Below are 15,113 nucleotides of genomic sequence, written 5' to 3'. Positions count from 1 at the left end.
CGGTCAGACAGCGCGGCGCTTGAGCTTGCGCCGCTCGCGCTCCGACAGCCCACCCCAGATGCCGAAGCGCTCGTCGTTCGCGAGCGCGTAGTCGAGGCACTCGGATCGCACGTCGCACGACGCGCACACCTTCTTGGCCTCGCGGGTGGACCCGCCCTTCTCAGGGAAGAAGGCCTCGGGGTCTGTCTGAGCGCACAGCGCACGCTCCTGCCACGACAGCGGTCCGTCGTCCTCGACGGCGTCGAAGATGTCGACCACAGCGGCCAGGGTTGGCGCCGGCTTGTCCGCGTCCGAGGGCACTGCGCCACCGTAGATATTCCACATGGGCCGTCCTCCGATCGCCACAGCAGGAGATCCTGCTTGTAGGAATTACACCGTTGTTATCCCTATGCGTCAAGCCGAGACTAGCGCACGCCTCGCAGGAAGCCCAGGCCCCACGCCAGGTGCATGGTCGGCAGCACGAGGGGCATGCGCAGGGCCGCTGGCACCCCCGTACGGGGAAGCAGCAGGGCCGATGCACCGAGGACGCCCACGAAGTACGCCGCTGCTGGGGCGAATGCCAGCAGCGCCCAGGCGCTCCCGGCGACCGCGAGAACAGTCCCAGAAATGAGGGAGATCGCGACGGCCACGGTCGCGACCGGGGCCGCGAGATAGCGCGCGGAGCGCGTCCCCGGATGGCGTCGCACCACCTCGCGGCGCCATTGCCCGGAGGTGAAGAACTGCCGCGCGAGCGCCCGCCAGGTGCTGCGCGGCGTGTACGGCACTGCCATGTCCGGCACGAACCACACCTCGTGGCCGGCCTCGCGCAGCCGTCGGTTGAGCTCCCAGTCCTGCGCGCGCACGAAGTGCTCGTCGTAGCCCTCCACGTCCGCCAGGGCGGCGCGTCTGAACGAGCCCAGATAGACCGAGTCCGCGGGCCCTTCGACGCCCCCTTGGCGGTGGCCGGCGCCGCCGAGGCCCACGCGCGAGGCCATCGCGACTGCCACCGCCTGCGCGAACGGCTCCGTGGCCGTCGGCACCATGCGCCCGCCCACGTTGGCCGCTCCCGTGCGTCGGAGCGCATCGACGGCCAGCGCGAGGTAGCCGGTCGGCATGTGCGCATGGCCGTCCATGCGCACCACGACATCGTGCGACGAAGCGGCGATGGCGAGGTTGAGCGCCTGCGGCGTCCGCCCGCTCGGGTTGTCGACAACGGTGACCCGGGGATCGCGAGCGAGAGACGCGGCGATGTCCTCGGTGCCGTCAGTCGACGGCCCCACGGCGATGACCACCTCGACGTCCCCTGCGTATCCCGTCTCCAGGACCGCGCGCACGGCGTCCTCGAGCGCGCGCGCCTCGTTCCTCACCGGCATCACGACGCTCACGGGCGGAAGCTCGGGGAGGGCGGGCATGTCGATCACGCCTCGCAGACTATCCCGACAGGGCCGCGGTCCGGGCTCCAGGGCGGCACGGCGCGGTCCCCCTACACTGGTGCGTTGACGCGGAAGGAGCGGGTGTGACACGAGGCGCAGCGCCGGTACGCCACGGCAGCCGTGCTCGCTCGCAGTCCATCGGCCGCATCCTTGCGGTGGCGGTCGCGGCGGCGCTCGGCTTCGCGATCGTGTTCGCCCAGTCGCTCGCCAGCTCGGTGAGCGCATCGATCACCGCCGCGGACATCGACTCGCTGGTCAGCACGTCCCCCGACACCCCCGTCGAGCACACGGACGGTCAGCCGCTCAACCTCCTGCTCATGGGCTCGGACGTCCGCACGGGCGAGAACGGCGACATCGGCGGCCGCGTCGCGGACGGCATGCGCAACGACACCACGATCATCGTGCACCTGTCCGGCGACCGCGAGCGTGCGCAGATCGTCTCGATCCCCCGCGACCTCCAGGTCGAGATCTCGGACTGCACGCTCTACGACGGCACACGCGTCGGTGGCGGCTACGGCGACTTCAACGTCGCCTTCTCGAACGGCGGCTCCGGCGGAGACGCCGCGGAGGCCGCGGCGTGCGTGATCAACACGGTGCACGACCAGTTCGACCTGCGCATCGATCACTTCGCGGTGGTGGACTTCACGGGCTTCATCGACATGGTCGATGCGCTGGGCGGCATCCCCATGTGCGTCCCCGAGCGCATCGTGTCCTCCAAGGCTCACCTCGACCTGGAGCCGGGGCCGCAGGTGTTCGACGGCGTCACCGCGCTCAACTACGCGCGGCTGCGGACTGCGGAGGTCGGTGACGTCTCCGGCTCCGACCTGCAGCGCATCCAGCGCCAGCAGCAGCTGCTCGAGCAGACCGTGCGGACCGCGCGCTCGCAGAACCTCTTCGCCGATGCCGCAGCCGTGACGCGGTTCGTGCGCGCCGGGGCCGAGTCGCTCACCACGGACGACGAGCTGGGCTCGCTGTCATATCTGGGCGCGCTGGCCTACGACCTGCGCGGCCTGCGACCCGAGGACCTCACCTTCGCGACGATCCCGTGGGAGTACACCGACGACCGGCTGAACGTCGTGATGACGGCGGACGCCGAGCTGATGCTCGACGACCTGCGTCATGACCGTCCGCTGTCGGTGGCGGCACAGGGCGACTCCACCTCCGAGTGGGATGACGGCCTGGCCGAGCCGACCGAGGAGGCGACGGCAACCCCCGCGCCCGACGCCGCCTCGGATGACGCTGCGGACGCTGGCGAGCCGGAGTCGGTCGAGGACATCCTCGCTCTGTGCCGCAACTGACGGGAACGCTCCCCGTCACCTAATCGTTACCCGGCCGGTACCCTGTCCTCAGCCTCACCCCACAGCCGCTCACGGAGGAATGAATGGCGTCACGCCGCCGCGCCCTTGCGCGCCACGCCTCGCACGCGCCGCGCCATCGCGCTCTGACGGTGATGGGCACAGCGGTCGCTGCGATCCTCGGCTTCACCGTGGTCGCGGGCGCCAGCTACGCGCTGCTCGCGCAGGGCGCCCTGGACCGGCAGGACATCGGCGCGCTGACGGCGCCCACGAACGCCGAGGGCGAGCCGCAGGAGGCTGCGGAGCCCACGGACTTCGCCGCCGGCGAGCCCATCAACATCCTGCTGATCGGCTCCGACGAGCGCAACGGGCAGAACGGCAACATCGGTGGCTTCGTGACGGACGGCATGCGCGGCGACACCACCATGGTGATGCACATCAGCGGTGACCGCACGCGGATCGACGTCATGTCGATCCCCCGCGACCTGCGGGTGCGGATCTCGGACTGTCAGCTGTTCGACGGCTCCGTGGTGCCCGGATGGACCGGCAAGTTCAACATCGCCTTCGCCAACGGTGGCGTCAACGGCGATCGTGCGGAGGCGGCCGCCTGCGCGATGCGGACCGTGACCGACTTCACTGGCATCGAGTTCAACAACCACTACGTGGTGATCGACTTCGCAGGCTTCATCGGCATGATCGATGCCCTCGATGGAGTTCCCATGTGCATCCCGCAGGACATGAGCTCGTCGAAGGCGAACCTCGAGCTCGAGGCGGGCCCCCAGGTCCTCGACGGCACCACCGCGCTCGCGTTCGCACGCGCCCGCACCGGCGTCGGGCTGGGCGACGGCACGGACCTCATGCGCATCGATCGCCAGCACGAGCTGCTGACGAACACCGCGCGCAAGGCGCTCGGCATGAACCTGCTCACGGACGTTCCCGAGCTCACGCAGTTCATGCGCGCGGGAGCCGAGTCGCTCACCCTCGATCCTCAGCTGGGCTCGATCACGAATCTCGCGGGGCTGGCGTACCACCTCCGTGGCTTCGACACCTCGAACCTGACGTTCACCACGGTGCCGTGGTCGTACGCGGGCGATGGCTCGGGCGACGTGGTGATGAACGAGTACGAGGCTCAGCAGATGTTCCAGAGCATCGTCGACGACGTGCCCCTGCCTGGCGAGGAGCCTGAGGCCGAGCCGTCGCAGACGCCGAGCGCAGACCCGTCGGGCGAGCCGTCGGCTGCGCCGACCATCAGCGCGACGCCGTCCTCGACGCCCGTGCCGTCTCCCACCGCGACGGAGCCGCTGCGGGAGACGCAGGCGGAGATCCTCGCCTCGTGCGAGGTGCCGTAGCCCGCCGCCTGCAGTGCGCGCGGCCGATGCGCGCGCTCAGTCCTCCTGGCGGAGCGCCTCCGCCTTGGCGTAGGCGACCTTCCTGAGGTCGTCCCGGAAGCGATCCATGCTCGCGCGCAGCTCCGCTGCCTCAGCGTCGTGGCCGGCTCCCAGGATCCGCACGGCCAGCAGCCCGGCATTGCGCGCGCCGCCGATCGACACCGTGGCGACAGGGACGCCCGCCGGCATCTGGACGATCGACAGCAACGAGTCCATGCCGTCGAGGTGCTTGAGCGGCACCGGAACGCCGATCACGGGCAGGGATGTCACCGCGGCGAGCATTCCCGGCAGGTGAGCCGCTCCCCCGGCGCCGGCGATGATCACCCGGATCCCCCGCGCGGCGGCGTCGCGACCGTACGCGATCATCTCGTCCGGCATGCGGTGCGCGGACACGACGTCCTTCTCGTACGGCACGCCGAACTCCGCGAGCGCCTCGGCGGCCGCGCGCATCACCGGCCAATCCGAGTCGGATCCCATCACGATCCCCACCACGGGCGTCTCAGTCATGCCGCACCTCCGTCCCTCACGATAGCCGCGGCGGCGACTGCCCTCGCATAGGTGCTCTCCGCCTCGTCCCCGCTCACGGTGACGTGACCCACCTTGCGACCCGGACGCACGCCCTTGCCGTACAGATGCACCTTGGCGCCCGGGTCCGCCGTCTCCGCCAGCGCAGACGGCAGGTCCGTGCGGGCACCGCCCAGCACGTTGGCCATGACGGTCCACGGCGCGGTCGCGGACGTGTCGCCCAACGGCAGGTCGAGCACCGCGCGCAGGTGCTGCTCGAACTGGCTCGTGACGGAGCCGTCGATGGTCCAGTGCCCGGAGTTGTGGGGACGCATCGCGAGCTCGTTGATCACCAGTCCCTCGGCCGTCTCGAAGAGCTCGACCGCGAGCGCTCCGGTGACGTCGAGCTCCGCCGCGATGGTGCGGGCGATGCCCTCCGCCTGGCGCGCTAGCGTCGGATCGAGTCCCGGAGCCGGAGCGGTCACCTCGGAGCACACGCCGTCGCGCTGGATCGACTCCACGACCGGCCACGCGCGGGCATCCCCGCTGGGACGGCGAGCGATCTGCACCGCGAGCTCCCGCACGAACGGCACCTTCTGCTCGACCAGCAGGCGGGGGCCGCCGTCCGCGGCGGACTCGATCCAGTCGCGCGCATCGGCCGCGTCGCTGATCACTCGCACGCCCTTGCCGTCGTAGCCGCCACGCGCCGTCTTGAGCACGGCCTCGCCACCGTGCGCCGCGAGGAACTCCTCGATGTCAGCGAGCGTCGCGACCTCCCGCCATGCGGGGTTGGGCAGCCCCAGCTGGTCCATGCGGCGACGCATCTCGATCTTGTCCTGCGCGAACCGCAGCGCCCCCAGGCCAGGGCGGGCGGGCACGCCTGCGGCCTCGCACGCCTCGAACACCTCCGCGGGGATGTGCTCGTGCTCCCAGGTGACGACGTCGGGCCGGGGCGACGCGAGCACGCGCTGCACCGCGTCGGGGTCCGTGGGCAGGCCCACGACGGTCTCGTGGGCCGCGGCGGCGGCGCTCGCCTCGTCGGACTCGACGAGGATGCGCAGGGTGATGCCGAGCGCGGTGGCGGCAGGCGTCATCATTCGCGCCAGCTGGCCTCCGCCGATGACGGCGACGATGGGGGAGGTCATGCCAGAACCCTACCGGCGACTAGGCTCGTCGCTCGTGAGCGCAGCGACGTGGGCCAGGCAGCGGGCGGGACAGCTCGCGCGCTTCGGCGCGGTCGGCATCACCGGCGTGGTGGTCAATCTCGCGGTGTTCAATCTCCTGCGCGCGGGACCGTTGGCGCCGGGTGCCGAGGTCGCCGGCGACGACGACCGCGTCGTGACCGCGAAGGTGATCGCGACCCTCGTGTCGATCGCCTTCGCCTGGTGGGCGCACCGCGGGTGGACGTTCCGCGGGGGCAGCCGCCACCGGCCTGCTCGCGAGGTGGTGCTGTTCGGAGCCGTCAACGCGGTGGCATTGGCGCTCGAGGCGGCCGTCGTGGCGATCAGTCATCACGGACTGGGCCTGACGAGCCTCCTCGCGGACAACGTCGCGTCGATCATCGGGATCGGCGTGGGAACCATCGCCCGCTACGCGGGCTACGCGGTCTTCGTGTTCGAGGACGATCCCGCTGCGCGAGAGGCTGCGCGCGCCGCCGAGGGGCCCGAGGCGGGCGCTCAGCGCTGACGGCGTCGCTGCGGCACGGTCCCCGAATGCGGGACCACCGTGTCGAGGTCCACCATGTGGGGCACCCCCTGCAGGAACACGGCGAACGAGGCCGGGACGCGGTGCGCGAGCTCGAGGCGGCCACCGTCGGCGGTGACGAGGTCACGCGCCAGCGCGAGTCCCAGTCCAGTTCCCTTGCCGCTGGTGACCTCGCGCTCGAAGATGCGGGGCGCGATCTCCTCCGGCACGCCCTCCCCCTCGTCCCTCACCTCGATCACGATCGCGTGATTGGTGCCGGACTCGCGGGTCGTGACGGAGGTGGTGCCCCCACCGTGGTGCAGCGAGTTCTCGATCAGCGTGGCGAGCACCTGCGCGAGCCCGCCGGGCGTGGCGAACACCGTGGCATCCGTGTCGTGGATGACCAGGCGACGGCCCGCCCCCACGAAGGCCTGGGCCCACTCCTCTCGCTGCTGGTCCAGCACGTCTCGCAGCACCACCAGCTCCGTGCCGGAGCCCAGGGCGCGACGAGAGCGGCCCAGCAGGTCGTCGACCACGCCCACGAGGCGCTCGACCTGCTCGAGGGACTTGTCGGCCTCCTCGCGCACCTCGTCCTGCGTGGTGGTCACGGCGATCTCCTCGAGCCGCATGGTGAGGGCGGTCAGCGGCGTGCGCAGCTGGTGCGAGGCGTCGGACGCGAACTGCCGCTCGGCCGCCAGACGAGCTGCCATGCGGTCCGCACTGCGGGCCAGCTCGTCCGCGACCTGGTCGATCTCCTCGATGCCGGAGCGGTCGATGCGCGGGCGCACCTGGCCCGTGCCCAGCTGCTCGGCGCTGGCCGCGAGGTACACGAGCGGTGCCGTGAGCCGGTTCGCCTGCCAGATCGCGATCGCCACCCCGGCGCCCACGGCGATGGTGCCCAGCACGATCACCAGGCCCACGTAGCGAGCCGCCTGCCAGAACACGTCCCACCACGACACGGACATGACCACCACGAGGCCGGATTCGGTCACGGTCGAGTCGGAGAAGGCCGATGCGGGCTCGGTTCCCGCGGTCAGCTCGGTGCCGTCCGGCAGCTGCACGTAGATGTACGAGCCGGCCCCGGGGGCCGAGCTCACGTACGAGGAGAGGTTGTCCTCGGTGATGGTCTCCCCGGCGCGATAGCGCACGTCGAGCGCGCGAGCGGCGGTGCCGGTGCGCAGGTCGAGGTCGCGCAGCGCATCATCGCGGACCAGCTGCGCGGAGAAGAATCCCAGCGGGATGCCCAGCAGGATGACCGCGACCGCGAGAGCGGAGATGGTGGCCTGCAGGACCCGGCGACGCATCGCCTGCGCCTACTCGTCGTTCTCGAACCGGAAGCCCATGCCCCGCACGGTGGTGATGTAGGTGGGGTCCGAGGCGTCGTCGCCGAGCTTGCGGCGCAGCCACGACACGTGCATGTCCAGCGTCTTGGAGGGGGCGCCGGCGTCCGCGTCCCACACCTCGCGCATGAGCGTGTCGCGCGAGACCACGGAACCGGCGTTGGCGACCAGCAGGTGCAGCAGGTCGAACTCCTTGCCGCTGAGCTGCAGCTCGCGGTCGTCGACGAACGCACGGTGGCCTGCCACGTCGACGCGCACGCCGCGCACCGACATCTCCGCGCCCCCGTCCTCCGCCACGCGCCTGCGCAGGAGCGCGCGCACACGCGCGAGCAGCTCGGCGAGGCGGAACGGCTTGGTGACGTAGTCGTCGGCGCCCGCGTCGAGGCCCACGACCAGGTCGACCTCGTCCGCTCGGGCCGTGAGCATGAGGATCGGCACCTGCAGGCCCTTGTCGCGGATGCGTCGCGCGACGTCCACGCCGTCGATGTCAGGAAGGCCCAGGTCGAGGATGACCAGGTCCGCCTCGTCGGCGGCGCCCACACCGCCCATGCCGTTGCCGTGCCACTCGACGTCGTAGCCTTCGCGACCCAAAGCGCGGGTCAAGGGTTCTGAAATGGTCGGGTCATCTTCGACCAAGACAATTCGCGTCATGGGGCCACACTACCGGCGCCGCCCCACTTTGCAATGTCGACCGAGGCGCGTCGCCGGACACGGACCCTGTGACGGCTGGGCGCCTCGGGACTACCCTGGTGCGCTGTGACGCCCTCCCCTTCCGACGCCCGAGCGACGGAGCCGCGCATCGGCCGTGCTGGGAGCGCGCTGGCCGCCGCACCCGAGCGCCTGGTCCTGGTGGGAGTGTCCCTGAGCCTCGCCGCCGGCATCGCCGTCACGGCGTCCCTGCACCACTGGTGGACCGTGCTGCCGCTGGCGCTCGGGATCGCCGTGGTCGCATGGCGTCCACTCGCGCCCGCGCCGTCGACCACGATCGCTGAGGCGCGAGGGGCCGCCGTCGCCGTCATCGGCACGGCTGCGTGGACGCTCCTCGGCTTCGCGCTCGCGGCGGAGTACCTGCTGGTGGTCCGGGACCCCGGCTTCCTCACGCTCTCGGGACTGTGGCTGGTGGACCATGCCAGCACGGACATCCCGGCGGCGGGAGCGGTCGAGGCCGCCGCCGCGGGGGCCCAGAGCCTGCCGGACGCCTCCGAGGCCTGGAACCTGCGCGGCGACGTGATCCAACCCCAGGGCGCGAAGATGCTGCCCGCGACCATCGCGATCGGGGGGTGGGTCGCCGGCGACACGGGGGTGCTCGCGGCCAACGTGGTCGTGGGCGCCATCGGGATCCTCGCCGTCTACGCCGCTGCGAGGCGCTTCCTGGGCCCGTACGCAGCGCTCGCGCCCGCGGGCGCTCTCGCCCTCACGGTGTCGCACATCGGGCTGTCGCGCCCTGCGTACACCGAGCCGCTCACCCTGGTGCTCGTGATCGCCGGCCTGCTGTGGGCCTGGCGCGGGATCGAGCAGCGCTCGCTCGCGCTCCTGGCGGCGGGCGGCCTCGCCAGTGGAGCGACCATGCTGGTGCGCATCGACGGGACGGCGTTCGCGATCGGTGCGTGCGCGGGAGTGCTCGCGGCTGTGGTGCTGGCGGGCCCGGCCGGAGGGTGGCGCGCGAGAGCGGCCGCCGCCTTCGTGCTGCCGCAGGCGCTCCTGGTGGGGGTGGGGTACGTCTCCCTCCAGGTGTGGTCGCGCGAGTACATCGACCGGCTCGGTGAGCGCTCGACGGCACTGAACCTCGCGTACGTCGCCCTCGCCCTGGTGACCGTGCTGATCGGCCTGGCGACCGCATCGGCCGCGGGCGAGCGCCTCGTGGCACGCCTGCGCTCCGCGATGGGCGGGCGGGCTGCCGTCGGAGTCGGGACCGCCGTCGCCGCGCTGCTGACGGTGCTCGCGTCGCGCCCGCTGTGGACCGTCGCGCGGCGCGGCACCGAGTCCGACGGCGACACCTTCGCCAACGGCGTGGTCGAGAGCTTCCAAGCCGCGCAGGGACTCCCGATCGACGCCACGCGCACCTATGCGGAGTCGACCATGAGCTGGCTCGCGTACTACCTGACGTGGCCGCTGGTCGTGCTCGCCGTCGTGGGCTTCGGCATCGCCGCCGTCCGGGCGCTGCGCGGCAGCGGCGGCTGGGCGATCGCGCTGGGCGCGGTCCTCGCTCCCAGCCTGCTGTACCTGGTGCGGCCGTCGATCATCCCGGACCAGATCTGGGCGATCCGGCGCTTCGAGCCCGCCACGCTGCCCGGATTCCTCCTCGCCGCAGCGCTGGGCGGCTGGGCGCTGGCGGCGCTCGCGAGCCGCGAGCGCACGCGCGCCGTGCTGCGTGCCGTGACGGGGGCGGCGATGGTGGGCCTCCCGCTGACCACCTGGATCGCGGTCACTCCTGACCAGCCCACGCCAGTGTCCTCGGCGGTGAACGTCACCACGCGGGAGATGATCGGCGCGCGCGACATGATCCAGGACCTGTGCGCGCTCTCCCCCGGACGTCCCATCGTCCTCGTGGGCACATCCGAGCTGTACGGCGGGCTGCGGGTGATGTGCGACGTCCCGGTCGTGCTGGCGCTCAGCACCCAGTCGGCGGAGAACCTCGCTGGGATGGCGGCCGCGTGGGACGAGTCGCCGCTGGTGCTCACGCGCGGCGAGGACAGCGTCCCGTGGACGGGCGAGGCGGGCATCGTCGTGGACGCGTCCGTGCGCCACTCGTCGTACACGCTCGGCGGGATCCCCCGCAGCTACTACGAGCGCGACTACCGCTGGCGAGCAGGAGTCGTGGACGCCGACGGACGTGTCGAGCCGCTCGGCGTGCGGTGAGGACGGGCTGCCTCCAGGTCACGATTCGGTAGCAACCGCACCAGGCGTTCGAAACGTTGCGACCGTCTCCCTAGAATGACGAGCGCACCAAGCCACCCGGCCGCGACGGCCGCTCCCTGGAGGACGACGATGTCTGACACCACCGCTGCCCGCACCCCCGCATCGGCCCGCGTGGGGGTCGCGCTGCTCGTGATCGCCGCGCTCATGCTCGTGGGACTGATCGGCTACGGGATCGTGAACGGCTCCGGGAGCCAGGCACGGGAGGGCTTCGTGCACGCCGAGGACGGCCAGTTCATGCTCGATGGCGAGCCCTACTCCTACGCCAGCTCGAACGCGTACACGCTGATGCTGGAATCGGAGCCCGGGGTCGAGGTCTACCTCAAGACCTTCCAGGAGGGCGCGATGCCGGTCGCCCGAGCATGGGCGTTCCTGGACATCGGCACCGAGGACGGCGACCTGAACGTCGAGGGCAACAACCCGGGCACGTACTTCCAGTACTGGGACGCGGAGGCGGGCGCCCCTGCGTACAACGACGGACCCGACGGGCTCGGCAAGCTCGACTACCTGATCTGGTCCGCGGGCGAGAGGGACGTGAAGCTCATGCTGCCGCTGGTCAACAACTGGACCGCGTTCGGAGGCATCGACCAGTACGTGCGCTGGGCAGGCCTGGACCACCACGACGACTTCTTCACGGATGAGACCATCCGCGGCTGGTACAAGGATTGGGTCACGCACCTGCTCAACCGCGTCAACCCCCTCACCGGCATCGCGTACAAGGACGATCCCACCATCATGCTGTGGGAGATCGGCAACGAGCTGCGCTGCTCGGACAGCGGCCCCTACCCCTCGAGCGACGCATGCGGCTCGGACATGATCGTCGCGTGGGCGCAGGAGATGGCGGCTCACGTCAAGTCGATCGACCCCGACCACATGGTCGGGTTCGGCGGCGAGGGGTTCCTCTGCACCGAGCCCGACAGCGAGGACACGCTGTTCAACTGCACCGAGTCTGCGGACCCGGTGGCGCTCCTCGAGGACCCGAACATCGACGCGCACGGCATCCACGTCTACCCCAACCACTGGGAGCCCACGACCCCCACGGACGACTGGGAGGAGTGGGGAGCGTGGTGGATCGAGCAGCACGGTCAGATCGCGGAGGAGGCCGGCAAGCCGTACTACATCGGCGAGTACGGATGGATCGACCAGTTCGAGCGCATGGCAGTGTTCGATCACTGGCTGCAGACCTTCTACGACGCCGGCGGCGACGGCTCGCACTTCTGGATCATGCAGCCCGAGGCGAGCATCGCCGCTCCCACCGACAGCGTGGGCTTCACGCAGAAGTGCCCGGGGCCGGCATGCGACCTCGTGGGCAACTGGACCCGCCATGTGCGCGACGGTGAGGCGTGGGAGAGCTTCGCGCCCCTCGCGGAGACGGACTACGCCACGACGACGGCCGATGCACCGGTCACGGTGAACGTCCTGGCCAACGACAAGGTGTACGCGGAGGCCGGCTGGGACGAGGCAGGGCTCGACCTCGACACCGCCGCCGCCGGCGTGCAGTCGTCCGTCAGCACGGAGGATGGCACCTTCGAGGCGTCCGGGGGCGAGATCACGTTCACGCCAGCACCGGGAGCGTCCGGAACGGTCCGCGCGACCTACACGGCCATGGATGCGAACGGTCTGATCAGCGGCGAGGCGCGCCTGTCGATCACCGTGGGCGACTAGGAGTTCTCCACAGATCCGCCGCCGGGGTCGCGCCCGCCCCAGGGCCACCGCCACGCTGGCGGCATGCGCGTGACAGTCCCTGGCGATGTCGATCTCGAGGTCCGCACCGGCACCGCTGCCTCGCGGATCGCCCAGGCCGCGGGGCTCAGCGAGCTGTGGTGCGGGAGGGTACGGCTCGACGATGACCATCCCGCGGGAGTGCCTCCTCTCGTCCACGGCGCGCGCCTCAGCGCTCGTCCCGAACCCGAGCGATGCGCGCCGCCAGGTGCGTCCGGTCCCACGCTGAGAGTGATCGCGGGTCCCGATGCCGGCGGTTCCGTCACGGTGGGGCCGCGAGGCGTGGTGGTGGGGCGCTCGGACGAGTGCGACCTGCGCCTCGCGGACCCTGCGGTCTCCCAGTGGCACGCTCTGGTCTGTCCTACCGGCCGCGTGCGCGACGCGGGGTCGTCCAACGGCACCCGCGGCGCTCGTCGGCTGGCGCGCGGACAACCGCTGCGACTCGGACGCAGCGTGGTGGTGCTCGACCTCCCGTCGAGCATGGCGGACGCGCCGCCGCAGGAGCGCCCACGGCCTGCGTGGGGCACGCTCGCTGCCGGAGGTGCCGCAGGCGTGATTATCGCCGTGGCGACCGGCCGGTGGTACCTGGCGCTCCTGGGCATCGCCGCGCCCGCCGCGATGCTGGTGCCGGCGCTCGTGCGCCGCCTCCGCCCCACACACGCCTCGAGCGGTGCCGAGCCGTGGAGGCCGCCGGAGGGCCCGGTGGCGGTGGTCGGAGACGATCGCTGGGCCCGCGGCTACGTGCGTGCCGTGGCCGTCGAGCGAGGCCGGGCGCCTGCCGGCGAGGCGTGGGCGGAGCCGTGGATGCGGTGGCTGGGCGAGCCGAGCGCCGGGGACCGCATGGTGCACGTGCCTCGCGGCGCCACGGCGCCCACGTGGTGCCGCACCACCGTCGCGGTGGGGCCGCACGGACGCGTCGAGCGCACGCCGGACGGGGAGAGCGCGCTCCCACCGCTCGCGATGACCGCGGTGACGGCCGATGCGCGGGCGCGCGCGGCCGCTGCCGCGCGCGGTGACACCACACTGCCCGCGGCGCTGCGGTGGGCGGACCTGCCCTCGCCGACGCAGGAGCGGGCGCGAGGCGCGCCGCGACGGCTGACCGTGACCCTGGGATGCACCGCGACCGCGACGTTGCAGCTCGACCTCGACGCCGACGGCCCCCACCTGCTGATCGCCGGCACCACCGGCTCCGGCAAGTCGGTGACCCTGGAGACGCTTGTCGCGGCGCTCGCCCTCGCGCACCCGCCCGCCGACCTCGAGATCGCGCTCGTGGACTTCAAGGCAGGCGCGGGCCTGCGCTCATGCCTGACGCTCCCTCGCGTGTGCGGCGTGCTGACCGATCTCGACGGTGCGCTGGCGACACGGGTGATCGACGCCCTCAGCGCCGAGCTCGCGGCGCGCAAGCGCGCGGTCGCCGAGCGCGGCCTCGCCTCGATCGCGGAGTGGGAGCGACGCGGCGATGCGCCTGCGCGGCTCCTCGTGGTGATCGACGAGTACCAGGAGATCGTGACCCGGCACCCGAGCTTCCTGCCTGACCTCGCACGGCTCGCGGCTCAGGGGCGCTCGCTGGGCCTGCACCTGGTCCTCGCGACTCAGCGCCCCGCGGGGGCCGTGACCCCCGAGGTGCGTGCGAACGTGTCGACCACCATCGCACTGCGGGTGGCCGGGGCGGCCGAGTCGCGTGACCTGGTGGGAACGCCCGAGGCGGCGGACCTGCCGCCGGGCATCCCCGGCAGGGCGCTGATCTCGCGCGCGGGCGCCGTCGAGATGGCGCAGATCGCTGCGCCCATCGCGGATCCGAGCCCGGCGGTCTCGCGCGTGGGAGCACCTGCACCGCCCGGACGCTCCCTGGCCCACGTCGCGGCCAGTCGCTGGAGACGAGCGGCGCCGGCCCGGGCGCTCTGGCTGCCGCCGTTGCCTGCTCGATGGGAGCCCGCACCAGGCGATCAGGTGCGGCTCGCGCTCGCCGATTGGCCCCGCGAGCGCCTCCAGCGCGAGGTCGTCTGGCGCCCCACCGACGGCCCGGCGGTGATCGTGGGGCCGGCGCGCTCGGGCCGCACCAGTGCGCTGAGCTCTCTCGCTCAGCAGGCGCGTGCGGTCGGCATGCGGCCGGTCTGGCTGCCCAGCGACCCGCGTGAGGCCGCACGCACCGTGCACCTCGTGGGGCGCGCGTCCGACGCGCTGCTGGTGGTCGACGACGCCGAGCGGGCGCTGGCGCGGTTGGGCCAGGCGGACGACGGCGCCGCCGCTGACGCGCTCCTGGCACGCCTGGCGCTGCGAGCGCCCACCGCCGTCGCATGCGCGACCCACGCTCCCATCCGGCTCGCCGCCGCCGCTGCGATCACCGCCGTGATCCCCGGGCACGATCCCGGCGCGGCCGCACCCTGGGGAGCTCCTCGTGACCGTGCGCTCTCCTCGTCGCATCCCGGCAGGGCGTGGCTGAGCATCGGTGGCGCCTGGGTCGAGGGACAGCTGTGCCACGGCGACCACCACCCCGCCGAGCGCTGGGTGCGCTCGCTGCCGGATCACGTCGAGAGTGGCTGGGCCGTGGGCGGAGACCGTGCCTCGACACTCACGGCGCCGCGCGGCCGGGTGGCCGTCGTGGGCGCCGCCGGGGCGGCACGCGACGCGGTGGCCGCGTCCCTGCCTCACGCGACGGTGACCTGCCATGACGCACCGCACCTGGTGCCGCCCGTGGATGCGGTGCTGCTGCTCGACCCCAGCCCTCGCGCGCTGCGCATGCTGGCGCCACGCGGCTGGCAGGGCATCGCGGAGCCCGTGCCCCGCGACGGGCGCTGCGCGCTCATCGTCGATGCCGTCGCCACGGCGGTGCAGCTGCGGGCACGGTGAGCA

General features: G+C 72.2%; 12 protein-coding genes. 6 read left to right on the top strand and 6 right to left on the bottom strand.

Translation table 11 applies throughout. The annotated features are described in order from the left end of the window. Positions 1–3: 3 nt before the first annotated feature. Together Dac01nite_RS10745 and Dac01nite_RS10740 are read right to left on the bottom strand one after the other, a co-directional pair. Positions 4–324 carry a WhiB family transcriptional regulator gene (locus Dac01nite_RS10745; protein ID WP_275404551.1) on the bottom strand — a complete coding sequence of 107 codons (321 nt, stop codon included), beginning with the start codon at positions 322–324 and terminating at the stop codon, positions 4–6. An 80-nt stretch (positions 325–404) separates the two neighbouring features. Beyond that, positions 405–1,391 carry a glycosyltransferase family 2 protein gene (locus Dac01nite_RS10740; protein WP_203656968.1) on the bottom strand — a complete coding sequence of 329 codons (987 nt, stop codon included), beginning with the start codon at positions 1,389–1,391 and terminating at the stop codon, positions 405–407. A gap of 104 nt (positions 1,392–1,495) precedes the next feature. On the opposite strand from Dac01nite_RS10740, the gene Dac01nite_RS10735 reads away from it, so the two are divergent. Together Dac01nite_RS10735 and Dac01nite_RS10730 are read left to right on the top strand one after the other, a co-directional pair. Beyond that, positions 1,496–2,710, top strand: coding sequence for an LCP family protein (locus tag Dac01nite_RS10735; protein WP_203656821.1), 1,215 nt, complete (start codon positions 1,496–1,498; stop codon positions 2,708–2,710). A gap of 83 nt (positions 2,711–2,793) precedes the next feature. After that, positions 2,794–4,056 (top strand): LCP family glycopolymer transferase, encoded by a 1,263-nt coding sequence (locus Dac01nite_RS10730; protein WP_203656819.1) that lies wholly within the window; start codon positions 2,794–2,796, stop codon positions 4,054–4,056. A gap of 36 nt (positions 4,057–4,092) precedes the next feature. On the opposite strand, the gene purE is transcribed toward Dac01nite_RS10730, so the two are convergent. Both purE and Dac01nite_RS10720 read right to left on the bottom strand, forming a co-directional pair. Continuing rightward, the gene (gene purE, locus Dac01nite_RS10725; protein WP_203656817.1) at positions 4,093–4,602 is read right to left on the bottom strand and encodes a 5-(carboxyamino)imidazole ribonucleotide mutase; all 510 of its coding nucleotides are present in this window, start codon (positions 4,600–4,602) and stop codon (positions 4,093–4,095) included. Then, positions 4,599–5,744, bottom strand: a complete 1,146-nt coding sequence (locus tag Dac01nite_RS10720) for a 5-(carboxyamino)imidazole ribonucleotide synthase (RefSeq protein WP_203656815.1) — start codon at positions 5,742–5,744, stop codon at positions 4,599–4,601. The genes purE and Dac01nite_RS10720 overlap by 4 nt, the downstream gene beginning before the upstream one ends. Positions 5,745–5,778: 34 nt before the next feature. On the opposite strand from Dac01nite_RS10720, the gene Dac01nite_RS10715 reads away from it, so the two are divergent. Then, positions 5,779–6,285 carry a GtrA family protein gene (locus tag Dac01nite_RS10715; RefSeq protein ID WP_203656813.1) on the top strand — a complete coding sequence of 169 codons (507 nt, stop codon included), beginning with the start codon at positions 5,779–5,781 and terminating at the stop codon, positions 6,283–6,285. Here Dac01nite_RS10715 and Dac01nite_RS10710 read toward each other — a convergent pair. Continuing rightward, positions 6,276–7,586, bottom strand: a complete 1,311-nt coding sequence (locus Dac01nite_RS10710; RefSeq protein ID WP_203656811.1) for a sensor histidine kinase — start codon at positions 7,584–7,586, stop codon at positions 6,276–6,278. The genes Dac01nite_RS10715 and Dac01nite_RS10710 overlap by 10 nt on opposite strands. Before the next feature lie 9 nt (positions 7,587–7,595). After that, positions 7,596–8,273: a response regulator transcription factor gene (locus tag Dac01nite_RS10705; protein WP_203656809.1), complete on the bottom strand. Its 678-nt coding sequence runs from the start codon at positions 8,271–8,273 to the stop codon at positions 7,596–7,598. Positions 8,274–8,378: 105 nt separating this feature from the next. On the opposite strand from Dac01nite_RS10705, the gene Dac01nite_RS10700 reads away from it, so the two are divergent. From Dac01nite_RS10700 to Dac01nite_RS10690, 3 genes are all read left to right on the top strand, one after another. Next, complete coding sequence (locus Dac01nite_RS10700) at positions 8,379–10,481, top strand: hypothetical protein (protein WP_203656807.1); 2,103 nt, start codon at positions 8,379–8,381, stop codon at positions 10,479–10,481. 129 nt (positions 10,482–10,610) lie between these two features. Continuing rightward, positions 10,611–12,203 carry an Ig-like domain-containing protein gene (locus tag Dac01nite_RS10695; protein WP_203656805.1) on the top strand — a complete coding sequence of 531 codons (1,593 nt, stop codon included), beginning with the start codon at positions 10,611–10,613 and terminating at the stop codon, positions 12,201–12,203. A 63-nt stretch (positions 12,204–12,266) separates the two neighbouring features. Continuing rightward, the gene (locus Dac01nite_RS10690) at positions 12,267–15,110 is read left to right on the top strand and encodes an FtsK/SpoIIIE domain-containing protein (protein ID WP_203656803.1); all 2,844 of its coding nucleotides are present in this window, start codon (positions 12,267–12,269) and stop codon (positions 15,108–15,110) included. Positions 15,111–15,113 lie beyond the last annotated feature (3 nt).

The organism is Demequina activiva (genome assembly GCF_016862815.1).
Taxonomy (GTDB): Bacteria; Actinomycetota; Actinomycetes; order Actinomycetales; family Demequinaceae; genus Demequina; species Demequina activiva.
This window is presented reverse-complemented; position numbering and strand designations above follow the sequence as displayed.